23 protein-coding genes are annotated in these 25,091 nt (G+C 68.2%); 17 read left to right on the top strand and 6 right to left on the bottom strand.

Features of this window, described 5'->3' with window-relative positions; all coding sequences use genetic code 11:
- Positions 1-17: 17 nt before the first annotated feature.
- From QXH22_RS18295 to QXH22_RS18255, 9 genes are all read left to right on the top strand, one after another.
- Positions 18-1,598, top strand: coding sequence for an FAD-binding oxidoreductase (locus QXH22_RS18295; protein WP_371934280.1), 1,581 nt, complete (start codon positions 18-20; stop codon positions 1,596-1,598).
- A 17-nt stretch (positions 1,599-1,615) separates the two neighbouring features.
- The gene (locus tag QXH22_RS18290; protein ID WP_306244095.1) at positions 1,616-2,533 is read left to right on the top strand and encodes a diacylglycerol kinase; all 918 of its coding nucleotides are present in this window, start codon (positions 1,616-1,618) and stop codon (positions 2,531-2,533) included.
- 31 nt (positions 2,534-2,564) lie between these two features.
- On the top strand, positions 2,565-3,077 hold the full coding sequence (locus tag QXH22_RS18285; RefSeq protein WP_306239908.1) for a hypothetical protein: 513 nt from the start codon (positions 2,565-2,567) through the stop codon (positions 3,075-3,077).
- Between the two features lie 304 nt (positions 3,078-3,381).
- On the top strand, positions 3,382-4,848 hold the full coding sequence (locus QXH22_RS18280) for a condensation domain-containing protein (RefSeq protein ID WP_306276562.1): 1,467 nt from the start codon (positions 3,382-3,384) through the stop codon (positions 4,846-4,848).
- A gap of 5 nt (positions 4,849-4,853) precedes the next feature.
- The gene (locus QXH22_RS18275) at positions 4,854-6,194 is read left to right on the top strand and encodes a hypothetical protein (protein ID WP_306276918.1); all 1,341 of its coding nucleotides are present in this window, start codon (positions 4,854-4,856) and stop codon (positions 6,192-6,194) included.
- Positions 6,191-7,528, top strand: coding sequence for a hypothetical protein (locus QXH22_RS18270; protein ID WP_306276561.1), 1,338 nt, complete (start codon positions 6,191-6,193; stop codon positions 7,526-7,528). The genes QXH22_RS18275 and QXH22_RS18270 overlap by 4 nt, the downstream gene beginning before the upstream one ends.
- Positions 7,525-8,859 (top strand): hypothetical protein, encoded by a 1,335-nt coding sequence (locus QXH22_RS18265; RefSeq protein WP_306276560.1) that lies wholly within the window; start codon positions 7,525-7,527, stop codon positions 8,857-8,859. The genes QXH22_RS18270 and QXH22_RS18265 overlap by 4 nt, the downstream gene beginning before the upstream one ends.
- Complete coding sequence (locus tag QXH22_RS18260) at positions 8,856-10,214, top strand: hypothetical protein (RefSeq protein ID WP_306276558.1); 1,359 nt, start codon at positions 8,856-8,858, stop codon at positions 10,212-10,214. Before QXH22_RS18265 ends, QXH22_RS18260 begins: the two co-directional genes overlap by 4 nt.
- Positions 10,215-10,345: 131 nt before the next feature.
- Entirely contained in the window at positions 10,346-13,279 is a 2,934-nt protein-coding gene (locus tag QXH22_RS18255; RefSeq protein WP_306276557.1) for an RND family transporter, read from the top strand.
- Here the strand turns inward: QXH22_RS18255 and QXH22_RS18250 are convergent.
- The 3 genes from QXH22_RS18250 to QXH22_RS18240 form a co-directional block, all read right to left on the bottom strand.
- Entirely contained in the window at positions 13,276-13,788 is a 513-nt protein-coding gene (locus tag QXH22_RS18250; protein WP_055577186.1) for a DUF3145 domain-containing protein, read from the bottom strand. The genes QXH22_RS18255 and QXH22_RS18250 overlap by 4 nt on opposite strands.
- A gap of 129 nt (positions 13,789-13,917) precedes the next feature.
- Positions 13,918-14,754: a serine hydrolase gene (locus tag QXH22_RS18245; RefSeq protein ID WP_306276556.1), complete on the bottom strand. Its 837-nt coding sequence runs from the start codon at positions 14,752-14,754 to the stop codon at positions 13,918-13,920.
- Complete coding sequence (locus QXH22_RS18240) at positions 14,755-15,837, bottom strand: class I SAM-dependent methyltransferase (RefSeq protein WP_306239901.1); 1,083 nt, start codon at positions 15,835-15,837, stop codon at positions 14,755-14,757. It lies immediately after the preceding gene.
- A 32-nt stretch (positions 15,838-15,869) separates the two neighbouring features.
- On the opposite strand from QXH22_RS18240, the gene QXH22_RS18235 reads away from it, so the two are divergent.
- On the top strand, positions 15,870-16,955 hold the full coding sequence (locus QXH22_RS18235; protein ID WP_306276555.1) for an S-(hydroxymethyl)mycothiol dehydrogenase: 1,086 nt from the start codon (positions 15,870-15,872) through the stop codon (positions 16,953-16,955).
- Entirely contained in the window at positions 16,955-17,578 is a 624-nt protein-coding gene (locus QXH22_RS18230) for an MBL fold metallo-hydrolase (RefSeq protein WP_306276554.1), read from the top strand. Before QXH22_RS18235 ends, QXH22_RS18230 begins: the two co-directional genes overlap by 1 nt.
- 111 nt (positions 17,579-17,689) lie before the next feature.
- On the opposite strand, the gene QXH22_RS18225 is transcribed toward QXH22_RS18230, so the two are convergent.
- The gene (locus tag QXH22_RS18225; protein ID WP_306239898.1) at positions 17,690-18,409 is read right to left on the bottom strand and encodes an SHOCT domain-containing protein; all 720 of its coding nucleotides are present in this window, start codon (positions 18,407-18,409) and stop codon (positions 17,690-17,692) included.
- A gap of 81 nt (positions 18,410-18,490) precedes the next feature.
- Here QXH22_RS18225 and QXH22_RS18220 point away from each other — a divergent pair, with 81 nt between their 5' ends.
- From QXH22_RS18220 to QXH22_RS30525, 3 genes are all read left to right on the top strand, one after another.
- Positions 18,491-19,444 (top strand): SDR family oxidoreductase, encoded by a 954-nt coding sequence (locus tag QXH22_RS18220; RefSeq protein WP_306276553.1) that lies wholly within the window; start codon positions 18,491-18,493, stop codon positions 19,442-19,444.
- Positions 19,445-19,499: 55 nt separating this feature from the next.
- The gene (locus QXH22_RS18215; RefSeq protein ID WP_306276917.1) at positions 19,500-20,558 is read left to right on the top strand and encodes an SAM-dependent methyltransferase; all 1,059 of its coding nucleotides are present in this window, start codon (positions 19,500-19,502) and stop codon (positions 20,556-20,558) included.
- An 81-nt stretch (positions 20,559-20,639) separates the two neighbouring features.
- Positions 20,640-21,266, top strand: coding sequence for a hypothetical protein (locus tag QXH22_RS30525; RefSeq protein ID WP_371934255.1), 627 nt, complete (start codon positions 20,640-20,642; stop codon positions 21,264-21,266).
- Here the strand turns inward: QXH22_RS30525 and QXH22_RS18205 are convergent.
- Positions 21,263-23,089 carry an Hsp70 family protein gene (locus QXH22_RS18205; protein WP_306276552.1) on the bottom strand — a complete coding sequence of 609 codons (1,827 nt, stop codon included), beginning with the start codon at positions 23,087-23,089 and terminating at the stop codon, positions 21,263-21,265. The genes QXH22_RS30525 and QXH22_RS18205 overlap by 4 nt on opposite strands.
- Before the next feature lie 92 nt (positions 23,090-23,181).
- Positions 23,182-24,267 carry a dihydrodipicolinate reductase gene (locus tag QXH22_RS18200; RefSeq protein ID WP_306276551.1) on the bottom strand — a complete coding sequence of 362 codons (1,086 nt, stop codon included), beginning with the start codon at positions 24,265-24,267 and terminating at the stop codon, positions 23,182-23,184.
- Positions 24,268-24,336: 69 nt separating this feature from the next.
- Here QXH22_RS18200 and QXH22_RS30520 point away from each other — a divergent pair, with 69 nt between their 5' ends.
- Genes QXH22_RS30520 through QXH22_RS18190 form a run of 3 tightly spaced genes read left to right on the top strand, consistent with a single transcriptional unit; the run spans position 24,337 to position 25,038 of the window.
- Positions 24,337-24,510 (top strand): hypothetical protein, encoded by a 174-nt coding sequence (locus tag QXH22_RS30520; protein ID WP_371934254.1) that lies wholly within the window; start codon positions 24,337-24,339, stop codon positions 24,508-24,510.
- A complete protein-coding gene (locus QXH22_RS30515; RefSeq protein ID WP_371934253.1) occupies positions 24,501-24,665 on the top strand; it encodes a hypothetical protein in 165 nt (54 codons plus the stop codon). Before QXH22_RS30520 ends, QXH22_RS30515 begins: the two co-directional genes overlap by 10 nt.
- 16 nt (positions 24,666-24,681) lie before the next feature.
- A complete protein-coding gene (locus QXH22_RS18190) occupies positions 24,682-25,038 on the top strand; it encodes an MmpS family transport accessory protein (RefSeq protein ID WP_306276550.1) in 357 nt (118 codons plus the stop codon).
- Positions 25,039-25,091: the final 53 nt, after the last annotated feature.

The following is a 25,091-nucleotide window of genomic DNA, read 5'->3' as shown; positions in this document are numbered from 1 at the left end:
AGGAACTCCTTCCGCCGATGAAATGGAACGCGTGGGGGGATCCCGCCGCGGCCAAGCCACTCTCCGATGGAATCCGCGGTCTGCTGAAGCAGGTTGTGGGCCTTGAAGATTCGGATGAGGACGAGCTGCAGCCCAACGAGGTGAAGCTGCGCGAATGCGCCCTGTCGCAGGAAGCCCGGGACGGGCTCGCCAAGATCGTCGGCAGCGAGTACTTCCGTACCGCTGACCGCGACCGGTTGCTGCGCGCCGGCGGCAAGTCCACCCCCGACATGCTGCGACGCAAAGACCGCGGCGTCCAGGATGCGCCCGACGCGGTGCTGCTCCCCGGCAATGACGACACGATCTTGGAAATATTGCGCTACTGCTCCGACCACGGCATCGCAGTCGTCCCGTTCGGCGGCGGCACCAACGTCACCGGGGGCCTGGATCCCACCCGCGGGCAGTTCGCCGCCGTCATCTCGCTGGACCTGCGTCGCTTCGACGAGTTGCACTCCCTGGACCCGGTGTCGGGCATCGCGGAACTGGGCGGCGGCGTCACCGGCCCGGACGCCGAACGCCTGCTCGGCGAACACGGTTTCTCCCTCGGGCACTTCCCGCAGAGCTTCGAGTACGCCACCATCGGCGGTTTCGCGGCGACCCGCTCGTCCGGCCAGGACTCCGCCGGCTACGGCCGGTTCAACGACATGATCATCGGACTGCGCATGGTCACCCCCGTCGGCATCTGGGACCTGGGGCGGGTGGCGGCTTCGGCCGCCGGTCCGGATCTGCGCCAGCTGGCCATCGGCTCCGAAGGCACCCTGGGGGTCATCACCAAGGTGCGATTGCGGGTGCACCCCGTCCCGGAGACCACCAGCTACGAGGCGTGGTCGTTCCCGGACTTCGCAACCGGGGTCGCCGCATTGCGTGCCATCACCCAGACCGGCACCGGCCCCACCGTGGTGCGCCTTTCGGATGAGGCGGAGACCGGCATCAACCTCGCCACTCACGAGACGATCGGTGAAAACCAAAGCAGCGGTGGATGTCTGGGTCTGACGCTGTTCGAGGGCACCAAGGAGCACGCCGAGAGCCGACACGCCGAGACCCGGGCGCTGCTGGAAGCCAGCGGCGGCACCTCGCTGGGCGAAGGCCCGGCCAAGACGTGGGAGCACGGCCGGTTCAGCGCTCCGTACCTGCGCGACTCACTGCTGGCCGCGGGCGCGCTCTGCGAGACGCTGGAGACCGCCACCGACTGGTCCAACATTCCCGCCCTCAAGGCCGCCGTCACCGAGGCGCTGACCAGTTCGCTGGGCGAGTCGGGCACCCCGGCGCTGGTGATGTGCCACGTGTCGCACGTCTACCCCACCGGCGCCTCGCTGTACTTCACCGTGGTCGCCGGCCAGCGCGGCAATCCGGTCGAGCAGTGGTGGGCGGCGAAGAAGGCGGCGTGTGACGCGATCATGGCCACCGGTGGCACCATCACCCACCACCATGCCGTCGGAGCCGACCACCGGGCATGGATGCGAGACGAAGTGGGCGACCTCGGGGTGCAATTGTTGCGCGCGGCCAAGGCCACCCTGGATCCAGCCGGAATTCTCAACCCCGGCAAACTGATTCCGTGACGCAGCAGTCCCCCGTCCTGAGCCGGCGCGAGATCGCCAAGGTCACCGCGCTGACCAATCCCCTGTCGGGACACGGTGCCGCGATCGAGGCGGCGCAACGCGCGATCGCCCGGTTCCACAAACGCGGCATCGAAGTCGTCGAGATCATCGGCGACGGCGCCGAAGACGCACGCTTTCTGGTCGCCGCGGCGCTGGAGAAGGGCACTGACGCGGTCGTCGTCACCGGCGGCGACGGCGTCATCTCCAACGCCCTGCAGGTGCTGGCGCAAACCGATGTGCCGCTGGGGATCATCCCGGCGGGCACCGGTAACGACCACGCGCGTGAATTCGGTATCCCCACCAAGGATCCCGAAGCCGCGGCGGACATCGTGGTGGACGGCTGGACGGAAACCATTGACCTGGGCCGGATCCGCGACCAGCACGGCGTCAACAAGTGGTTCGGCACCGTGGCGGCAACGGGATTCGACTCGCTGGTGACCGATCGGGCGAACCGGATGACCTGGCCGCACGGGCGGATGCGGTACTACATCGCCATGTTCGCCGAGCTGTCGCAATTGCGGTTGCTGCCGTTCCGGCTGGTGCTCGACGGGCAGCAGGTGATCGAAACCGACCTCACCATGACTGCCTTCGGCAACACCCGCAGCTACGGCGGCGGGATGCTGATCTGCCCGAACGCCGACCGTTCGGACGGCCTGCTGGATCTGACCATGGTGCGGTCAGAGTCGCGCACGAAGCTGATCCGCTTCTTCCCCACCGCCCTCAAAGGCACGCATGTGGGGCTCGACGAAGTCACCACCGCGCGAGCCAAGACCGTCGAAGTCGAATGCCCCGGCATCAACGTGTACGCCGACGGTGACTTCGCCTGTCCGCTGCCGGCCGAGATCTCCGCGGTTCCGGCCGCGCTGCAGGTGCTGAGGCCGGCCCACAAGGTGTAACGAACCGGTCACGCGACGCGACATGTTCAGCATGTCAGTGTTCGTCAAGACCGGGTTGGCCGCGGTAGCGGCCATAGGGGTTCCGTTGTGCGTGGCGCCGGTGGCGCACGCGGGTGAAGTCGCCTCCTGGAACGGTGAATACCTCGTCGTGCTCGGCGCCAACGCCAAATCCGGCACCAGTGTGGCAGCGGGCCAGCCCGAATTCGCCCACCGCTCCACCGTCTCCTTCACCTCCAGCTGCGCCGCGGGCGTCTGCGTCGCCACGGTCGACAACCCGCCGGTACCGAAGAACGAATCGATGCCCCGGACAATCGAATTCACCTGGAACGGCTCGCAATGGGTGCGCGAGATGACCTGGAAATGGGACTGCCTGCTGCCGGACGGCACCATCGAATACGACCCGGCCAAATCGATAACCGTCTACACCCCAGGGCAATACGGCATTCTCACCGGCGTCTTCCACACCGATATCGCCAGCGGCACCTGCGCGGGCAATGTCGATATGCCGGTGTCGGCCAAGCCGATATCAGGGCCCGTCACCTAAGTGCCCGTCCGCGAGACGGCGTCGATCAGCAAGCACTGATCGACCATTTCGCGCACGTTCCCGCGACGTAATCCACGTCCGCCGCACCACTGCGTGAGCATAACGCGCAAAACCCTGCAATCGTCGTTTACTCCGGCTATCGACCACAACCGTGACGGCTCGCCGCCGAATTCCTAGGTTTGTGATCAACCGATTGGCAGGCGCGCTCCGCCCAACCACGCACAGGATTTCCGCCGGCGAAATCCAGGCACCCCAGTGGTTTTGCCTGCCATACACGGCCGGCACACGCGAAAGGGATCGAGCGATGGTAGGACTGGGCACGATCAACGAATGGCGACCGCCGCACGGGCTGGTCACCACCTGGACGGCCACCCCGGCGGCACGCGCCGCGGCACGGACGGCGCCGCACAGCACTCTGGCTCCCAGTTACCAACGGGAGCAACACCTTCGGTCGGCCCTGGCCGCTCAGGAAGCCGGCCACACCCTGCCCCGGTTGATGGTCGTGGCCTGGGACATCGCCGGCACCTGCGACATCGGCGCAATGACGGCCGCGATCAACACCCATGTGCGCCGCCACGACAGCTACCACGACTGGTTCGAATTCGACGGTGCGGCAATCCAGCGCCGGCGCATCGAGAACCCCGATGTCATCGCCTTCCACCCCGTCCAATTCGGCCGGATGAACACCGAACAGATACGCAACCATGCGCTGACCAGCACCCCGGGCACGCTGGAGTGGGGCTGCATCACCTTCGGGGTCATCCAGCACGCCGACTACTTCACCTTCTACACCAGCGTCGACCATCTCTACATCGACGGCATGTCGGCCGGCCTGATCTTCTTCGATATCCATCTCTCCTATGACGCGCTGACGCAGAACCCGGCGCAGCAACCCGTCACTCCGGAGATCGCCAGCTATCGGCGTTACGCGGCGCGGCAGCACGAGCGGATAGCGCGCCTGACGCTCACATCGCCAGAGGTCAGGGAGTGGATCTCCTTCATGGAGGGCACCGGTGGACACTGGCCCCGTTTCCCGCTTCCGCTCGGGGACGTCGATGTCACCACCACGGGCGACTTTCTGACGGTCGACCTGCTCGACGCCGCCGGGACGGAATCGTTCGACGCCGCCTGCCTGGCCGCCGGTGCACGCTTCAGTGGCGGTGTCCTGGCCTGTGCCGCGCAGGCCGAGCATGACCTGACCGGCGCCACGACCTACTACGGATTCACCCCCTACGACACCCGTACACCCGGCCTGGACACTCTCACCGTCGGCTGGTTCGCCAGCCTGGTACCGATCAGTGTCTCCATCGGCTCCGGATCCTTCCCCCGGATGGCCCGCGCCGCGCAGGAATCGTTCGACGCCGCCAAGCGTCTGGCCGGTGTCCCGTTCGACCGGGTACTGCAACTGGCGACGCCGGAACAGCTGGGAATCGCGCCCCCCGAGCGTTCGGAATCGATGGTGTCGTTCATCGACGTCCGCAAGCTACCCCTGGCGCCCTTGTTCGAACAAACGAACTTCGGCGCCTACGGCGACAATCTGTCACGCGGCGGGGTCAACGTCTGGATCACCCGGCACGCCGACAAGACCACCGCGACCATCTCCTTTCCGGACAACACCGAGGCACGCACGTCGGTACGCCGCTACCTCTCGGCACTGGCCGGAGCCTTCGCGCGTATCGTCGCCCCGTCCACCCCGCCGTGGCTGGAAGAGGTTGCCGAGCATGCGAACTCGGGGCAGGGCATTCCGGTCATCAGCAAGGGATCGGTGTGAGCACCGTGAGCACTGTCGTCGATCTGGTCGACCACACCTTCTTCCGCATCGAGCGGGCCGCCGAGGTCACCAACGTGATCCAGTGCGCCTGGGTGTATGACCGCCCCGTAGCCATCGACGGCCTGCGGCGGTTCCATCACCATCTGCAGCGCGGCAGACTGGCCCGCCGAATCGAGCGCTCGCCACTGCCGTTCGGGCGTCCCCGCTGGGTCTCCCCCTGGCAGCAGAACCAGCTGGAGATCGCCGAGGAGCGTTGTGCACGCGCCGATTTCGACACGTGGCTGGCCCGGCAGGCCGACACCCCGCTGGATGCCGAGCACGGACCCGGCTGGCACCTGGCGGTAGTGCCCTTCAGCGACGGCGGCGCGGGCGTGAGTCTGGTTGCGTCGCATTGCCTTACCGATGCCGTCGGGCTGTGCGAAGCGCTCGCGGATGCGGCGCAGGGCCGCGATCTCCCACGGCGCTGGCCGGCAGCCGGGTCGCGCCCGCGGCCGCAGGCCCTGCGCGAAGACGTCTGGCAAACCGTGCGTGACGTCCCGGCCATCGGTAAGGCAGCCGCCGTCGCGGCACAGTTCGCGTGGCGCAACCGCCGGGACGGCGGACAGGTCGCCGCACCGACCGGACCATCTGCCCGCATCACCATCCCCACCGCAACCGCCTTCGTCGACGCCGACGAGTGGGACTCCCGCGCCGGCGATCTCGGCGGGACCAGCAACACGTTGCTGGTCGCGGTGGCCGCCCGCATGGCCCAGCGGATGGGACGGACCACCCCGGACGGTGCGGTCGCGGTGACGATGGCGGTCAGCCAACGCGCCCCCGGCGACACCCGCGCCAACGCCATCACCAATGTGGACTTCACGGCAAACCCCACGCACGCCGCGACGGATCTCCGCGAGATCCGCACTGCCACAAAGCAAGCGCTGATCCGTTGCGCGGAGCAGCCCGAACAGCGGTGGCGCCTGCTGCCGCTGGTTCCGGTGATACCCGAGCGGCTGGGCCGACGATGGGTCGATGCCGCCGCCACCAGTGCGGTCAGCGTCGGGGCATCCAACGTCGGGATCATCGATCCGGCCGTGAACCGGCCGGACGGCACCGACGCCGACCACTTCGCGATGAGGTCGCTCACCGCGCATGCCACTACCGCGATGACGGACCGCTCCGGCGGGCTGCTGTCGGTGCTCTCGGGCCGCGTGCGGGGCACGGTCTTCGTCTCGGTCGTCTCCTATCAGCGGGACGGCCGCAACTCCAACAGCTTTGTCAACGGCCTTGTTTCGGATGTGCTGAGCGAATTCGCGCTCAGCACGACGACCGGATGGCCGGTGCAGGAAAGGATCCCCGGCAGATGAGCAACGTCCTTGATCTGGTCGATCAGACCTTCTTTCGGCTCGAACAAGCCGCCGGCGTCGGCCAGTGCGTGTGGGTGTACAACCGCCCGGTCGACATCGACGGGCTGCGCCGATTTCACCACCAGCTGCTGCAGGGGCGGCTGGCGCGCAGCATCGAACGCTCACCGTTGCCGTTCGGCCGCCACCGCTGGGTGTCCCAGCGCGGACCGTCCGCACTGCAGATCGCTCACCAGCCCCGGCCCCGTGCGGAATTCGACGCCTGGCTGACTGAGCAGGTCAACACCCCGCTGGATGCCGAGTTCGGACCGGGTTGGCACCTTGCGGTGTTGCCGTTCACCGACGGCGGCACCGGGGTCAGCCTGGTGCTCAGCCATTGCCTCACCGACGGTGTCGGCGGCGCCATCGCGGTGGCCGAGGCGGCGTGCGGCCGGGAGCCGTCCGCGCACTGGCCTGCCGCCGGCTCCCGCACCCGCTGGCGTGCGCTGCGCGAAGACGCCCGGCAGACCGCCCGCGACATGCCCGCCGTCTGCCGGGCCCTCGCCGCCGCCGCCCGGTTCGCCCGGCAGAACCGCGGCCGGGCCACCCCGATCCTCCCGATCGCCGGCGCCGACGAACCGTACACCGCGCCCACCACAACGGTTTTCGTCGACGCCGGGGAATGGGAAGCTCGCGCACACGCGCTCGGCGGAACCAGCAACACGTTGTTCGCGGCGGTGGCGGTCAAGCTCGCGCACCGGGTCGGACGGGTGGCTGCCGACGGCACGGTCGCCGTGGCGATACCCGTCAACGAACGCGCCGCCGATGACACCCGCGCCAACGCCGTCACGATGGTGAACATCACGGTGGACCCGGCCAGGGTGGCCGCCGACCTGCGCGTCATCCGGGCCGCCGTCAAGCATGCGCTGACCGGCTACCGGGAACTGCCCGACGAGCGGCGGACACTGCTGCCCCTGATCCCCTGGCTGCCGCGGCGGCTCACCCGCCGGCTGGTGGGGGTCGCCACCGGCGGCGCGACCAATGTCGTCGTCGCGTCCAACCTGGGCACGGCGCCACCGGCCCTGAGCCGGCCAGACGGCCTCGACGCCGACTACGTCGCCGTGCGGTCGGTCTACCCGGATCTGACCGAGGCGATGCTGGGCCAGATCGGCGGCCTGCTGTCGTTGCACGCGATGACGGTGGGCCGGCGGATCGCGATCTCGGTGCTCGGCTATCAACCGGGCCAGATCAACTCCAATACCGCTCTCCAACAGCATATTTCGTGCGTGCTGGACGAGTTTTCGCTCACCGCGACCACATCCGACGACCTGACCACCGCGAAAGGTTCCCGATCATGAGCGACGTTCTGGACCTCTATGACCAAACCCAGTTTCTGGGCCAGCGCGCCACCGGAGCGACCAACCTCCTGCAGTGCTTCTGGCTCTACGACCGCGCCGTCGACCTCGACGGGCTGCGACGATTCCACCGCCACCTGCAGCACGGCCCGCTGGCGCGCAGCGTCGAACGCTCACCCCTGCCGTTCGGCCGCCATCGCTGGGTCTCACCCCGCCGCGACTGCGAGCTTGAGATCGCCGAAACACCACGGCCGCGTGCCCTGTTCGAGTCCTGGCTGGCCGAGCAGGCCGACGTCGCGCTGGATGCCGAACACGGGCCGGGATGGCATCTCGCGGTGCTGCCCTTCACCGATGGCGGGGCCGGAGTGAGCCTGGTGGTCACGCACTGCCTCACCGATGGAGTCGGGCTGTGCACGGCGCTGGCGGACGCGGCGTCCGGGCGGCACAGCCCGTTCCGGTGGTCGGCCGCCGGTTCCCGACCCCGGTGGCAGGCGCTGTACCAAGACGCGGGTCAGACCCTGCGTGACATCCCGGCCATCGGGCGCGCCGTCGTCGTCATCGCCAGAGCGGCTCGGCGGCAGCAGGATTCGGCCGCACCGCCACCGCAAGACAGATCCGACGAGCCCGTGACGCTCCCGACTGCGACGATCTTCGTCGACGCCGACCAGTGGGACGCCCGCGCCGCAGCGCTCGGCGGGACGCCCAACACGCTGCTCGCGGGCGTCGCGTCCCGCCTCGCCCAGCGCGTGGGCCGGCTGACCGCCGACGGCACGGTTGCCCTGACCGTGCCGGTGAACGAACGCACGACCGGCGATACCCGGGCCAACGCGATCACGAATGTCGATTTCGCGGTCGCGCCGACGACAACGGACCTGCGGCCGCTTCGGGCCGCGATCAAGGACGCGCTGACCAGCGCCGCCACGTCGAAAAACGAGCGCTGGCAACTGCTGCCCCTGGTTCCTTTGCTGCCGCAATGGCTGGTGCGGCGCTGGGTCGGTCTCTCGGCCAGCGGGGCGGCCAGCGTGATCGCCTCCAACCTCGGAGCGATCGATGCAGCCGCCCTGCGGCCGGACGGCACCGAGGCCGACCATTTGGCGATGAAGTCACTGGCGCCGGGGGTGACCTCGGCGATCATGGACCGATTGGGCGGGTTGCTGATGGTGCTGTCCGGCCGCACGGGCCGGCACGTCTTCGTCTCGGTGCTGGCCTACCAGCTGGGCCGCCCCAACTCCACGCCCGAACTGCGACAACATCTTTCGGATGTGCTGAACGACTTCTCGCTGACCGTCGCAGAGCTGTCCCAGCTGGCGGACCAGGATGCGTCCCGGCGATGAGTAACGTCCTCGATCTGATGGACCAGGCCGCGTTTCTGGCCGAGCGTGCCACGGGCTCCACGAATGTGCTGCAGTGCGCCTGGCTCTACCAGGGCGGCGTCGATCTCGACGGTCTGCGCCGATTCCACCACCACCTGCAGCGGGGACGCCTCGCGCGGCGCATCGAACGCTCACCGCTACCCTTCGGCCGCCACCGCTGGGTGTCCACACCCGCCCAGCCCGAGCTCGAGATCATCGAATCACCCCGTCCGCGTGAGCATTTCGACAGCTGGCTGGACGAACAGGCGGACATCGCGCTGGACCCGGAACGCGGACCTGGCTGGCATCTGGCGGTGCTCCCGTTCACCGACGGTGGCGCTGGGGTGAGTTTTGTGACCACGCACTGCCTCACCGATGGCGTCGGCATCTGCGCCGCATTGGCCGACGCCGCCTGCGGGCACGACGATCCGGTCAGCTGGCCGGCCGCCCGCTCGCGGCGGCGGTGGCGGGCACTTCGCGAGGACACCCGCCAGACCCGGCGCGACCTGCCCGCCACCCGGCGGGCTCTGCGGGACGCCGCACGTCTGGCACGCGGCACCCACCGGACCGCCACCGCACGGCCGGCCCGGTCTCCGCGGTCACCCCAGCGCGTGGCGCTGGCCACGGCGACGGTGCATATCTATGGCGACTGGTGGGACGCTCGCGCCCGGGCGCTCGGGGGCACCGGCAACGCGCTGCTGGCGGCGGTCACCGCCCGGCTTGCCCGGCGGACCGGACGCGTCACCGACGCGGGCTGCGCCACCGTGGCGATACCGGTCAACGAGCGGGTCGACGGCGATACCCGGGCCAACGCCATCACGGCCGTCGACGTCGAGGTGGACTCCACCATGGTGACGACGGACCTGACCCCGGTCCGGGCCGCCATCAAGCACGCGCTGGTTCGCCGCGGCACCATGCCCGACGAGCGCTCGGCGCTGCTCCCCCTGACTCCGTGGCTGCCGCGGTGGGCGGTTCGACGGATGGTCGGTGTGGCTCTCGGGGGTGCGACGACCAGCGGATCCTCCAACCTCGGCGTGATCGACCCGGCGGTCAACCGGCCGGACGGCACCGACGCCGACTGCATGGCCATGAGGTCGCTGTATCCGCGGTCTACCGCGGCGACGATGCGCCCGACCGGCGGCCTGCTGGGGCTCGTGTCCGGGCGTGTCAACGGACAGATTTTCCTCTCGGCGCTGTCCCATCAGCCGTGCGATCGCAACTCGAATGCCCAACTGCTCAAGGATATTTCGGAGGTTCTGCGGGAATTCGGCATCCCTTCCGCCGCGGGCTGGCCGGCAGCAGAGCACAATGCGCACAACCTCGCCAAACGTGGCTAAGTCCGACTATCGCTGACAAGCGCGACCGGGCGCCGGGGCGGCCGTAGCTTCGGTGTCAACACGACGCCCGCCGGCAGGCTGTGCACCTGCCGGGGCGGGCGTGCCTACGCCTGACCGAGAAGGACGTCACCATGTTGAAACGCTTCGCCCCTGCGCGGACCTCGATGCCGATCGGCGTGTTCTCGGTGTTGGGACGGGTCGCCGTGCGCGCACCCTGGGTGGTCATCGCCGCCTGGATCGTCGTCGTCGCAGCGCTGGCTGCCACCCTGACACCGCTGACCACGGTGGTCGAGAGCCGGCCGCTGCAGCCGTTGCCGCCCAGCGCCATGGCGGCAGCCGATCAGATGGCCAGGGACTTCGGCGAGTCCGCACAGAACCTGCTGCTGGTCGTCCTCACCGACAACCGGGGGTTGCAACCCGGTGACGAGGACACCTACCGGAAGCTGGCCGCCACGCTGCGCAGTCAGACCGCTGATGTGGCCAATGTGCAGGACGTCCTCACCACGCCCGCGTTGCGCACCTTCATGGCCAGCGCCGACCACAAGGCCATCTATCTGGCCGTGAGCCTGAAGGCGCCGGCCGGGTCCCCGGAGTCGTCGCAGGCTTACCAGCGGATCGCGCAGACCGCGCAACGCGTCACCGCCGGTTCGTCGCTGACCGCGGCGGTGACGGGACAGGCGGCGATGGTCGGCGACATGTCGATCCTGACTACCCACGACATGCACATCATCGAGATCGCCACGGCCATACTGGTCTTGCTCATTCTGATGGCGATCTATCGGCGGCCGATGACCGTGCTGCTGCCGCTGCTCACCATCGGCATCTCGGTCGCCACTTCCCAGGGCGTGGTGTCCGGCCTGGCTCAACTGGGGCTCGGGGTATCGGCGCTCACGGTCGCGCTGATGACGGCGATGATCGTGGGCGCCGGCACCGACTACGCCGTGTTCCTGATCAGCCGCTATCACGAGCACATCCGCGCCGGCAGCGATTCCGACCAGGCGGTGTGCAAGGCGCTGAGCTCGATCGGCGAAGTCATCGCGGCGTCGGCGGCCACCGTCGCGGTCACCTTCCTGTGCATGGTGTTCACCCGGCTGCCCGCATTCACCAGTATCGGCCCGGCCCTTGCGGTTTCGATCGCGATCGCATTCTTCGCGGCCGTCACCCTGTTGCCCGCCATCCTGGTGCTCGCCGGCCGGCGCGGCTGGGTGGCCCCGCGCCCCGGGCTGACCGACCGGCTGTGGCGGCGCTCTGCCGTCGCGATCGTGCGCCGGCCCAAGGCCCACCTGGTGGTGAGCCTGGCCGTACTGCTCACGCTGGCCGACTGCGCGGCCTTGCTGCGGCCCACCTTCAACGACCGCCTGCAGCTACCGCAGTCGGCGCCGAGCAACGTCGGCTTCACTACGATGGCGGCGCACTATTCGACGAATGCGCTACTGCCGCAGTACATCTACGTGCGCTCACCCCATGACCTGCGGACCTCACGGGCGCTGGCCGACCTGGACCAGATGGCACAGCGGGTGTCCCAGCTGCCCGACATCGCCGCGGTGCGCGGCGTCACCCGGCCCGACGGTCAGCCGCTCGACCAGGCCAAGCTCAGCGTGCAGGCCGGTGCGGTGGGCTCCAAGCTCGCGGACGCCTCGACCCAGATCAGCGACAAGACCGACGACCTCGATGCGCTGACCAACGGGGCCGACCAACTGGCCGCGGCGCTCGCCCAGGTTCGCGACCAGATCCGTGGCGCCAGTGGGCCGGTGGCACAGGTGACCGGCACGCTCAACGGAGTGCAACAGCAGCTCACCGGGGCCGCCAACCTCCTGGACCATCTGCGCGGGCTCGCCAACGGAGCCGTCACGGCCAGCAACGTTGCCGGGAACCCGGTCCTGGATGCCCTGGCCAACAGTCCGTTCTGCGCCGACGACACGACGTGCCGCTCGCGCCTGGTGCCGTCGGCGATGCAGAACCTGCAGGCCGCGGTGCAGAACGTGAGCGCGATGCTCGCGAGCGCGGACAACAGCCTGCGCACCGCGAGCGCCGGAGCCGCCGGCATCACCCAGCGGATCGCACAACTGCAGGCGGCGGCCGACAAGCTGGCCGACGGCAGCCAGCAGCTGGCGCGCGGCGTCCGGACGCTCGTCGAGCAGACCAAGAAGATGGGCTCGGGCATGAATCAAGCGGCCGATCTGCTGCTGTCGATGAAACGTGATGCGGCACAGCCCGGCATGGCCGGCATGTACATCCCGCCCACGGTGCTCACCTCGCAGGACTTCAAGAACGCCGCACGGATGTTCATCTCTCCCGACGGGCACTCGGTGCGCTACATGGTGGAGACGAAGCTGGACCCGTTCAGCCCGGCGGCGATGGATCAGGTGGCCTCGATCCTCGACACCGCGCGCGGTGCGCAGCCGAATACCTCGCTGGCGGACGCGTCGATATCCATGGTCGGCACCACCCCGATGTACAGCACGCTGCGCCAGTACTACGACCGGGACGTGACCCTGATCATCATCGCCACCCTGGTCGTGGTCTTCCTCATCCTGGTTCTGCTGCTGCGCGCCCTGGTGGCGCCGCTGTATCTGATTGCCTCCGTGGTGATCTCGTATATGTCGGCGGTCGGACTGGGGGTGGTCTTCTTCCAGTTCGTGTTGCACCAGGCGATCTATTGGAACGTGCAGGCGACGGCGTTCATCGTGTTGGTCGCGGTGGGGGCGGACTACAACCTGCTGCTGATCACCCGCATCCGGGAAGAGGCGGCGGCCGGAATCCGCTCGGGCATCATCCGGGCGGTGCGCTCGACCGGTGGCGTGATCACCTCGGCGGGCATCATCTTCGCCGCGTCGATGTTCGGGCTGATGTGCGCCAGCATGTCCACCCTGGCGCAGACCGGTTTCATCATCGGCGCGGGTCTGCTGGTCGACACGTTCGTCGTGCGCACCATCACGGTGCCGGCGATGGCGGCACTGGTCGGGCGGGCCAACTGGTGGCCTTCCCGGCGCGAGCAGACACAAACTCGCGTGGGAGCGGCTGCTCCAACGCGAGTTTGTGTCTGCTCGGCAAGCCGAAGCTAGCCCACTCCCCGGCTCAGCCAGGTGACCTCGCCGGCGTCGCCGCCGTCGCGGTACGGCTCGAGTGCCTCGTCCCACGCGGTGCCCAGCACCGAATCCATCTCGGCCGCAAGGGTGTCGGCGCCCTGCGCCATCAACGTCCGCAACCGCATCTCGCCCACCATGATGTCGCCGTTGGCGCTCATCGGCCCGCTCCACAACCCCAGCTGCGGAGTGTGGCTGAACCGGTGTCCGTCGACACCGGGGCTGGGGTCCTCGGTCACTTCAAACCGCAGAACCGACCATGAGCGCAGCGCGTTCGCCAGACGGGCACCTGTCCCGACGGGACCCACCCAATTGGTGACCGCGCGCAACTGCCCGGGCATGGCCGGCTGCGGAGTCCACACCAAATTCGCCTTGGCTTGCAAGGTCGACGACAACGCCCACTCGACATGCGGGCACACCGCCGCTGGCGAGGCGTGGACGTACACCACACCAGCCGTCACGTCGGCGAACTGATTCGACGCACGCATCTTCTTGCTCCTTCGGTTTCACGAGGGACGTCTTCCCCAACGACCTGGTGAATCCGATCAAGCAGATACTGCGCGATATCTTTTCTTGTGTCTTGCGTGTCTATTGTGCCCTGTGATGCCTGTGTTGCGCTAGTGTGCATTTTCCTTTGACGCGTACTCGCTGAGCACCGCGTCGGACAGCGCCGGCCACGGCTGCAACGCCCACTCGCCGAAGTCGCGGTCGGTGAGCACCACCAGGGCCAGGTCCGCGTCGGGATCGACCCAGATGAAGCCGCCTGACTGGCCGAAATGACCGTAGGTGCGCACCGAGTTGCCCGCGCCCGTCCAGTGCGGCGACTTCGAGTCGCGCAGCTCGAATCCCAGGCCCCAGTCGTTGGGCCGCTGGGAGCCGTATCCGGGCAGCACCCCGTCCAGACCCGGGAACTGCACGCTGGTCGCGTCGGCGTGCATCTGTTCCGAGACCGTCGCCGGGCGCAGCAGGTCGCCCGCGAACCGGACCAGGTCGTCGACCGTGGAGGTTGCGCCGTAGCCGGCGGTGTCGGCGCCCCCGTCGAGTCGCGTCGAAGTCATGCCGAGCGGCTCGCATACCGCCTCGGTGAGGTAGCGGCCGAACTCGATGCCGGACTCGCGCTCGATGGTCTGGGCGAGCACGGCGAACCCGTAGTTGGAGTAGATGCGGCGCGCTCCCGGGCGGGCCAGCACATCGCCGGAAAGCATGGCAAGACCCGAGGCATGCGCCAGCAGGTGACGGATGGTGGAGCCGGGCGGGCCGGCCTCGGTGTCGAGATCGACGACGCCTTCCTCCACCGCGACCTGCGCGGCCCGTGCCACGATCGGCTTGGTGACCGATGCCAGCGCGAAGACGCGCGCGGTGTCACCGTGGGAGGCCAGCACCCCCTTCGGTCCGACCACCGCGGCGGCGGCGTTCGGGACCGGCCAGTCGTCCAGGACGTCGAGGGCGGCCATCTATTTGCGGGCGATGTAGTAGTTGTTGATCGGGTCCGACTCGACCTCGGCCACCACGACGTCGCCGAAGCCGGCGTCGGCGAGCATCGAGGTGGCCAGCTGCGTGCCCCACGCCGCTCCCAGCCCGGCTCCGCCGTGTGCCAGCGACACCGTCATGCAGTGCATCAACGACACCGTGTAGAGGTAGGTGCTCATCGGTACGCCGACGTTCTCCTCGAGTCGGCTCGATGCCTTGATGTCTGCCATCAGGAACACACCGCCCGGCCGCAATGCGCGGTAGATGTTCTCCAGCACCCGCGCCGGCTGGGCCTGGTCGTGGATGGCGTCGAAGACCACGATGACGTCGTAGGCCGCCTCCCTGTCCAGCGTCGGCAGGTCGTGGCTTTCGAAAGCCGCATTCGTCAGGCCGAGCCGCGCCGCCTCGTCGCGGCCAGCGGCGATGGCCTCCTCGGAGAAGTCGATGCCGGTGAACCGGCTGGCCGGAAACGCCTGCGCCATCACATTCACGGCATGCCCACTGCCGCAACCGAAGTCAGCGACGTCGGCGCCGGCGCGCAGACGTTCCGGCAGGCCGTCCACCAGGGGCAGCACCACGTCGATGAGCCCGGCGTCGAACACCACACCACTCTGCTGGGCCATCAATGTGTGGAAGCGGGGATATTCGCTGTACGGCAGACCGCCGCCGGCCCGGAAGCAGCCGAGGATCTTCTGTTCGACCTCGCTGAGCAGCGGCACGAACTGTGCGACCAGCGCGAGATTGTCCGGCCCGGCCGCACTGGTCAGTACCGCCGCACGGTGGGCGGGCAAACTATAGGTCCCGGTCTCGGCGTCGTAGTCGACGACGCGGCCGGTTGTCATGCCGCCCAACCACTCTCGGACGTAACGCTCGTCGAGCTGGGCGGCTTCGGCGATCTCCGCGCTAGTGGATGGCGCCAATCGAGCCATGGTCTCCAGGAGTCCGGTCTGGTGCCCCAGACTCAGGAGCAGCGTCAGGCTTGCGTTGTCGATCGTCGAGACCATTCGGTCGGCGAAGGCCTCCACGGTTTCAGGGACGGTTTCGGTGCCGGTCTCGGGTGCCGTCATGGCAAGCGACGCTACACCGTAGGTTGGACGCCATGAGTCAGACAGTGCGCGGCGTCATCTCGCGGAGCAAAGGGCAACCCGTCGAGTTGGTCGACATCGTCATTCCCGACCCCGGACCGGGCGAGGCCGTCGTCGACATCACCGCCTGCGGCGTGTGCCACACCGACCTGACCTACCGCGAGGGCGGCATCAACGACGAGTACCCCTTCCTGCTCGGGCACGAGGCCGCAGGCACGGTCGAAGCGGTCGGTCCCGGCGTCACCCACGTCCAACCCGGTGACTTCGTGATCCTGAACTGGCGTGCGGTGTGCGGTCAGTGCCGGGCCTGCCGAAGGGGTCGGCCGCACCTGTGCTTCGACACCTTCAACGCCGAGCAGAAGATGACGCTGACCGACGGCACCGAACTCACTCCCGCCCTTGGCATCGGAGCGTTCGCCGACAAGACACTGGTGGCGGCCGGGCAGTGCACCAAAGTCAATCCGGAAGCCGATCCGGCCGTCGTGGGCCTGCTCGGGTGCGGGGTGATGGCCGGCCTCGGCGCGGCGATCAACACCGGTGGCGTCACACGTGACGACACGGTTGCGGTGATCGGCTGCGGCGGGGTCGGTGACGCCGCGATCGCCGGCGCCGCGCTGGTCGGAGCGAAGAAGATCATCGCCGTCGACACCGACAACAAGAAATTGGAGTGGGCGCGCAAGTTCGGCGCCACCCACACAGTCAACGCCCGAGAGTTCGATGTCGTGGAGACCATCCAGGACCTCACCGGTGGCTTCGGGGTCGACGTCGTGGTGGACGCCGTCGGGCGGCCCGAGACCTGGAAGCAGGCCTTCTACGCCCGCGACCTCGCCGGGACCGTGGTGCTGGTGGGGGTGCCGACCCCGGACATGCGCCTGGACATGCCGTTGGTGGACTTCTTCTCCCGCGGCGGCTCGCTCAAGTCGTCGTGGTACGGCGACTGCCTGCCCGAGCGCGACTTCCCCACCCTGGTCGACCTCTACCTGCAGGGCCGGCTGCCGCTGGAGAAGTTTGTCTCCGAGCGAATCGGGCTAGACGGCATCGAGGAGGCGTTTCACAAGATGCATGACGGCGAGGTATTACGTTCGGTGGTGATTCTCTGATGGTGGTCATCGACCGGCTGGTCACTCGCGGCACCTTCGAACTCGACGGCGGCAGTTGGGAAGTCGACAACAACATCTGGTTGGTCGGCGACAATTCCAACGTGGTGGTGTTCGACGCCGCCCACGACGCGGCGCCGATCATCGAGGCCGTGGACGGGCGCCATGTGGTGGCGGTGGTGTGCACACACGGGCACAACGACCACGTGACGGTGGCGCCCGAACTCGGCAAGGAGCTCGACGCGCCGGTGCTGCTGCACCCTGCGGACGAGGTGCTGTGGCGAATGACGCATCCGGACAGCGACTTTCGGCCGATCTCCGAAAGTGAGGCGCTAAAGGTGGGCGGCACCGAGATACGCGCCATCCACACGCCGGGGCACTCCCCCGGATCGGTGTGCTGGTACATCCACGACCTCGGCGTGGTGTTCAGCGGCGACACGCTGTTCTCCGGCGGGCCCGGCGCGACCGGCCGTTCGTACTCGGATTTCCCGACGATCCTGCAGTCGATCTCCGAGCGCCTGGGCAAGCTGCCCGGCGACACCGTCGTGCACACCGGACACGGGGACAGCACGACGATCGGCGACGAGATCGTGCACTACGAGGAGTGGGAGAAGCGCGGCCACTAGGCCGGTTCAGCGTCATCGCCGGGCGTGCACTCAATGCCGCCGCTGCTGGCGTGCCGCTGTACATCCGGGCACGCTCGCGCCACGGCACCACCCGCACGAAGACGTAGGCCCCTACAGCCCGTCGAGGATCCGGCGCTTCTCCTGCTGGAACTCGTCTTCCGTCAACGCCCCCGAATCGCGCAGCGCGGAAAGAGTTTTCAGCCGCTCGACACGCACGCCCTCGCCGGTGGGCTCGTAGGCCACCGCCGGCGCCGCGAAAGCGACGGGTGATCCGGAGGACGGCACCGGGCGCCGCCGGGCCCGCCCCAGCCAGATGATCGAGAGCGTCAGGTCGACCAGTCCGACGACGAACAGGGCCACGAACACCCAGACGAGGTAGCCGTACGAGCTCTGATGGCCGAAAGCCAGTCGCGGATTGATGTAACCGTTGACCTGGCCGTCGGTGATGACGTTGTAGGTGCCCTCGGCCGGCACCCGCACGTTCCATACCCGGATGTGGGCGTCGTTGTTCACCGTCGTTGTGCTGCCGATGCTTTCGGTGACCTCGGGCTGCGCCACTCCGTCCGGCGGAGTGATCGAGATGCGTAGCGGCGGCACCGGCAACCCGCCGCCGTCGGTCCCGCCGATCACCAGCGTGTGCAGGCTGACGGTGGCCTCCCCTTTGGGCAGGTGCACGCTGCCGGTGCCCGGGACGGGGACCTCACCGTAGGCGTCGAAGTCATCCAGGAAGAACACATTGAGTACCAGCGTGGTGATGAAGCCGGCGACCGCCACCACCAGCGTCACAACCGCCAGGATCAACGAGACCTTGGCGACCCGTCTGCTATTCATCCAGGCAGTGTGTCACGACCGGCGGCGACGGGGGACACTGTTTGCGACCGCAGACGACGCAACCGGAAAAGGAGTTCTCCCATGGCCAGCGATCTCGTCGCCACGGTGCCCGATCTGTCCGGCAAGCTGGCAGTTGTCACCGGATCCAACAGCGGCCTGGGATTCGGTCTGGCCAAGCGTCTCGCGGCGGCCGGCGCCGACGTCGTGATGGCCATCCGCAACCAGGCCAAGGGTGAGGCCGCCATCGAAGAGATCCGCAAAACCGTGCCCGATGCCAGCCTGACGATCAAGTCGCTGGACCTGTCGTCGCTGGCCTCTGTCGCCGCCCTGGGTGCACAGCTCAACACTGACGGCCGCCCGATCGACATCCTGATCAACAACGCCGGCGTCATGACCCCACCCGAGCGCGACACCACCGCCGACGGCTTCGAATTGCAGTTCGGCAGTAACCATCTCGGCCACTTCGCGCTCACCGGCCACGTGCTGCCGCTGCTGCGCGCGACGCCGGCCCCGCGGGTGGTCTCGCTGAGCAGCATCGCCGCCCGCCGTGGCCGCATCCACTTCGACGACCTGCAGTTCGAGAAGTCCTACGCCTCGATGTCGGCCTACGGCCAGTCGAAGCTGGCGATGCTGATGTTCGCCCGCGAGTTGGACCGGCGCAGCCGGCGCGGTGGCTGGGGCATCATGTCCAACGCCGCCCATCCGGGGCTCACCAAGACGAACCTGCAGATCAGCGGGCCGTCGCACGGTCGGGACAAACCCGCGCTGATGCAGCGCCTGTACACGACGTCCTGGAAGTACGCACCATTCCTGTGGCAGGAGATCGACGAGGGCATCCTGCCGGTGCTGTACGCGGCGGTCACGCCCGGCGCCGAGGGCGGCGCGTTCTACGGGCCGCGCGGGTTCTACGAGGCCGCCGGCGGCGGTGTCACCGAGGCCAAGGTGCCCGTGCGCGCCGCCAATGACGATGACTGCAAACGACTTTGGGAGATTTCGGAAAGGCTCACCGGTGTCAGCTACCCCTCGTCGCACTGACCGGCAGCCCAAGGTCCGCCTGCCCGAATCAAGCGTCGTGGTGCGGCCGGAACCGATGGACTCCGCGACCTACACCCAGTCGTCGCGTCTGCAGGCGGCGGGACTGCTGCCGGCCGTCGCGCTGTTCGAACAGGCGGCGCAGCAGGTTCCGCTGCCCAAACCTCCGCAACCGGTCGTCATCGCCGATTACGGTGCGGCCACCGGCCACAACTCGCTGCGGCCGATGGCCACCGCGGTCGACGTGTTGCGCGCACGCACCCGCCACGACCACGCCATCCTGGTGGTGCACACCGACGTGCCGGAGAACGACTTCACCGCCCTGTTCAACACGCTGTCCGACGACCCGGACAGTTACCTCAACAACGACACGGCCAGCTTCACCTCGGCCATCGGCCGGTCCTTCTATCAGCAGATCCTGCCCACCGGCACCGTCAACCTCGGGTGGTCGTCCTGGGCGATCCAATGGCTGAGCCGCGTCCCCGAAGGTGCGCCGGAAGTCGCCGACCATGTGCAGATCGCCTACAGCAGCAGCGCCGAAGCGCGGCGCGCATACCAGCACCAGTCTGCGCTGGACTGGAATGACTTCGTCGCGTTCCGGGGCCGGGAGCTGTGCCCCGGCGGCCGGTTGGTGGTGCTCACCATGGCCCTCGACGAAGACGGCGAATTCGGTTATCGACCGATGAACGAGGCTTTGATGGCGACGCTGGAGGAGCTTGCCGAACAGGGTCTGCTGCGCCGGGAAGAGATGCGGCGCATGGTGATTCCCGTCGTCGCCCGCACCGAGAAGGACTTCCGCGCCCCGTTCGCACCGCGTGGCTGGTTCGAGGGCCTGACGATCGAGCACCTCGAGATGTTCAATGCCGACGACCGGTTCTGGGCGAGGTTCCAAAAGGATTCGGACGCAGAGGCTTTCGGCGCGCAGTGGGCGGCGTTCGCCCGGGCCGCCCTGTTTCCGACGCTGCGGGCAGGGTTGGCCGGCGGATTCAACGATCCGCGGGGGACGGACTTCGTCGAGCGGCTCGAAGCCGGTGTGGCCGAGCGGCTGGCCAAGGCACCCGAGCCCATGCGGATTCCGCTCGCGTCCCTGGTGCTGGCCAAGCGGGATTCGCAGTAACGGGAGTTTCGGCCCGACGTCGATGTGGTAACCCTCACTTTGGGTCGGGTCGCAGAGCAACTCCATAAGGGGGCCACACGTATGAGCGCGCACGAGGACGAATCGGCTGGTCAGGACGCCAGCAAGACCGACGAGGGTGCCGTGAGTACGGCCGAGGCCGACGAGAACGACAACGAGAACAGCGGCGGCGTCCAGGACACCACCGAAAAGCCGGAGCCGGACGACGAGGCCAAGGAAAAGGCCGCCGAAATGATGACGGCTTACGAGGACAAGCCGACGCTGGTGATGCCTGGGTCGGGCAAGACCATCACCGGGACCGCGGTCAACGAGTGGCTCGACGATGACGGCAACCCCAAGTACGCCGACGACGAGGACTCGCCGGCGGCGAAGGCCAAGTCAGAGGGATCCGACGCCACCAAGGGAGACGACTCGGCGGACGGAAACGATGCGGGCACAGACCGGGCCGACGACGACGGCGACAACGAAGGCGGCAGCCGGGCCAAGAGCACCGCCGAGAGTGAGCGCGCCTCTGAAGCCGACGAAACGGCGGAGGACGAGAACAAGTCGATCGAGCAGCTCAACGAAGAAGCCGAACAACGCGTCAAAGACAACCTGGAGAAGGACAAAGAGTTCAACAAGGAGATCATTGAGGCGACCAAGCAGGACCGCGAGGACCGGGAGAAGGCCTCGGAAAAGGCGGAGGCTTAGCGCCAGCTGATCCCGGGGATCTGCGGCAGCCCCGGAATCTGGGGGATCTGCGGAATCGCCGGTGGCGCAGGTGGATTCGGATTGCCAGGGCCTGGCAGCTGAGGTATCTGCGGCACCGGCGGTTGGGTGGTCACCGGCGGCTGGGTGGTAGCTGGCGGCTGGGTAGTGACCGGCGGCTGGGTGGTCGCCGGCGGTGGCGCCGTCGTCGGCGCCGGCGCCTCGCTCGTGGGCGCCGGCGTTTGGGTGGCCGGTGGCGCCTGCTGTGTCTGCGGAGGCGGGGCGGGCGCTTGGGTCGTGGGCGCGGGCTCGGGCGTCGACGCCGGCGGCGGCTCCGGACTGGGGCTTGCGGAGGTGGGCGGCGCCGGGGGCGCGGAGCTGCGAGGGGTGGTGTTCACCCCGGGCGACTTGGTCCCTTTGCTGTCGTGCGACGTCAGCCCGATAGCCACTGCGGTTCCGACCAGCAGGACCGCCACCACCGTGCTGACGATGATCACCGCCGGCAGGCGGTACCACGGAATCGGCGAGGGTTTCTGCTCGGGCTCCGGGCGCTCGTCGTGTTCGAACTTCATCTGCGGCCGGGCGGCCGTGTAGCCCGATCCAGATCCCGACCCGACTGCCAGCATCACCCGGGACTCGTCCTGAGTTTCCGACCAGGCCAGCGCGGGCTGCATTGCCGATACCGGTGCCGCGGCGGGCACGTCCTCGTATTCCTCGGCGGGCGGCTCCGGCGCCGGCACCGCGGGCGGCGCGGCGGGCGTCAACATGGTGGCGCTGGTGTCACCCGGGCCCCGGGCGGCGCGCAGGGCGGCACCGATGGCGGCGGTCAGGTGGGGGCGCGGCGTGGTGATCACCGGCACCCCGAACCGCCCGGACAGCGACGTCGTCACCGCCGGGATGTTCGCCCCGCCGCCGAAGGTGACGATGGCGACCAATCCTGTTGCGTTGCGCCGCAACGTTTCTTCGAGGACCGCCATTACTCCGGCCAGCGAGTCGCGGATCGTCTCCTCGAGTTCGTTGCGGGTGAGTCTAATTTCCCCGCGCAGTCCCGGCACCGCTTCGGCCAGCGTGGTCGCCGTCGTCGCCGAGAGCCGCTCCTTGGCGGCGCGGCAGGCGGCTCGTAACCGGGTCAGCGATCCGATCGCCGCGGTGGCCGTCGGATCGAACGAGCCCGTCGCGGGCATCTCGGACATGACGTAGCTCAACAGCGCCTGATCCACCAGATCACTGGAGAAGTCGTGATGGCGGACCGTGGGACCCAGCGGTTGATAGTCGCCGCTCGCGTCGACCAGGGTGATGCTGGTTCCGCTGCCACCGAAATCGCACACCGCGACCGTTCCCCGCGCCGGTATGCCGGGATTGGCCCGCACCGCGAACACCGCGGCTGCGGCGTCGGGAATCAGGGTGACCGGCGTGGCCTGGTGGGACCATTCCGCCACCCGGCTCACCGCACCGCCCAGCGCGTCGACCGCGGCCGGCGCCCAGTGCGCCGGGTAGGTCACCGCGACATTGTCGGGCAGTGCGCGCCCGCCGGTGGCCGCATAGGCCAGGGCCCGCAACCCGTCGGCAACCAGGGCTTCGCTGCGGTGCACGGAACCGTCTGCCGCCACGATGCCGACCCGGTCGCCCACCCGGTCGACGAAGTCGGTGATCACCAGGCCGGGTTCGTCCAGCCGGGGATTCTCCGAGGGGATCCCGACCTCGGGCGGACGTTGCCGGTACAGGGTCAGCACGGGTTTTCGGGTGATGGCATGGTCGGGCGTGACGGCAGCCAGGTTGGTGGCACCGATCGACAGACCCAGTGCGGGCCTAGCTCCATCTGCCATCTGGCCTCACCCCCGTGTCGCCCAGCTCATTTTCTCGGTAAAACCTATAGGTACTCTCAGTATCAGCTATGCGCGAGCTGTATGAGCGCCGGTCAGCGGATCGTACCTGCGCCCGGGATGAGGGGCAGATCCAGCGCGGTCACCCAGCCCGGCGACAGCTCGTTGACCGCGGGAACGGCGTTGAGCGCCCGCAGGCCGGTGGCCAGGCATCCAGCGGCCGCAGCGTCGCGGCCCGAGCCGTCGGTGAAGCGGAACGCGGTTTCCTGGAAGATACTGGGGGTGCCTTCGATGTCCACCCGGTACACGTCGTTGTCGTGGCCGGTCGGCCAGTCCGGGGCAGCGTCGAGCCCGATCCGGTTGACGTGCTCGAGCTGGATCCTCGTCTCCCCCTGGTAGAGGCCGTTGATGGTGAACCGGACGGCGGCGACGTTGCCCGCCTTGATCACGCCCTTGGCCGACGGGCGGTCAGTAGGAGTCACCCACTTGTCCCAGGTGGTGGTCATCTCGTCGAGCATGATTCCGGCGGCGTGCGCGATCATCGGAACGGTGGCGCCCCACGCGAAGATCAGCACGTCGCGGTTTTCCAGCATCGGGCTGAACTCGGGTTCGCGGCCGATGCCCATCTCCCGCTCATAGTCGCCTTCATAGTTGGTGTAGTCCAGCAACTCCGAGGCGCGCACCCGCTTCACTTCGGAGCACAGGCCCATCAAGGTCATCGGGAACAGGTCGTTGGCGAAGCCGGGGTCGATGCCGGTGGTGAAACAGGACGACTCCCCCAGCTCGCAGGCCTGGGTGATCGGGGTGATCCAGTTCGGCGGGTTCTGCGGCATGGTCGGCCAGATCCACGGCGTCATCGCCGTGGAGCACACGTCGATACCGGCCCGCAGGAACCGGGTGATCAACGAGATGTTGTCCTTGGCGTGCATCGCCGTCGGGCCGTAGTGCACCAGAGCGTCGGGTTTGAGCGCGATCAGCGCGTCGACGTCGTCGGTGGCGGTGACGCCGACCGGTTCGGCCATGCCGCAGATGTCGCCCACGTCGCGGCCGACCTTGTCCGGGTTGCTGACGCCCACACCGACCAGCTCGAACAACGGATGCTTGACGATCTCGGGGATCACCATCCGCCCCACGAAGCCGGTGCCCCACACCACCACTCGCTTAACGCCACTCTGCGTCATCAATCGGCCACCTCTTTCGTTTATCGCTTCACCCTAAGCGGGCAGCGAGGGGACATCTAGCATCGGACCGTGCGAGCAGTCCCGGCGTTGAGCCCGTGGCGGTTCGTCGGCACGACAGGGCTGGTGGTCGGGGTGGTCGCCGGCATCGGCGAGGCCGCGGCGCTCGCCTCCGGTTGGTGCTACGACCGGTTCGGCGCCAAAACCCTTGTCGCACTGCCGGTCTGTCCATCCTGGTGGCCCTGACGGCGTTCGGTCGCAGTGTTGCGCTGGTGATCGCGGGCGCTCTGCTGTGGGGCGCCGCCGTGGGGATCCAGGAGTCGACCCTGCGCGCGGTGCCCGCCGACCTGGTGATGGCTCCGGTCAAAGCGGGCAAACCTCTGGTGTGGCGCCGCGGGTGATGACACGATGACAACCATGACCATCCGTCGCGCAGCTTCGATCCTGATTGCCACCGGCACCGCCTTCGGGGCCACCTACGGTGTGGCGCACGCGGATCCTTTCAAGCCACCGGGTGCCTTCCCCCAGGTCCACTATGAGGTCAGCGGCACCGGCATGGCCGAATACATCTCGTACCAGACGCAATCCGGACAGCAGCGTGCCGTCAACGTGCCACTGCCCTGTTCCACGGATTTCCAGGGTTTCGGCGGTCAGGTCTTCGTGTTGAGCGCGCAGGGGCAGGGCACCATCGCGTGCAAGATCGTGGTGGACGGCAACGTGGTCAATGACGCGCATTCCACCGGGACTCCCGGTCACGCCATGTGCTCGCACTGACGCGTCTAGGCTCGGCGGTGGCGCCCCCTCAACGTTGAGGAGGCAAAGGAGGA

The organism is Mycobacterium sp. TY814, assembly GCF_030755175.1.
Lineage (GTDB): Bacteria > Actinomycetota > Actinomycetes > Mycobacteriales > Mycobacteriaceae > Mycobacterium.
Note: the sequence above shows the minus strand (reverse complement) of the source record. Positions and strands in the feature narration are given on the sequence as shown.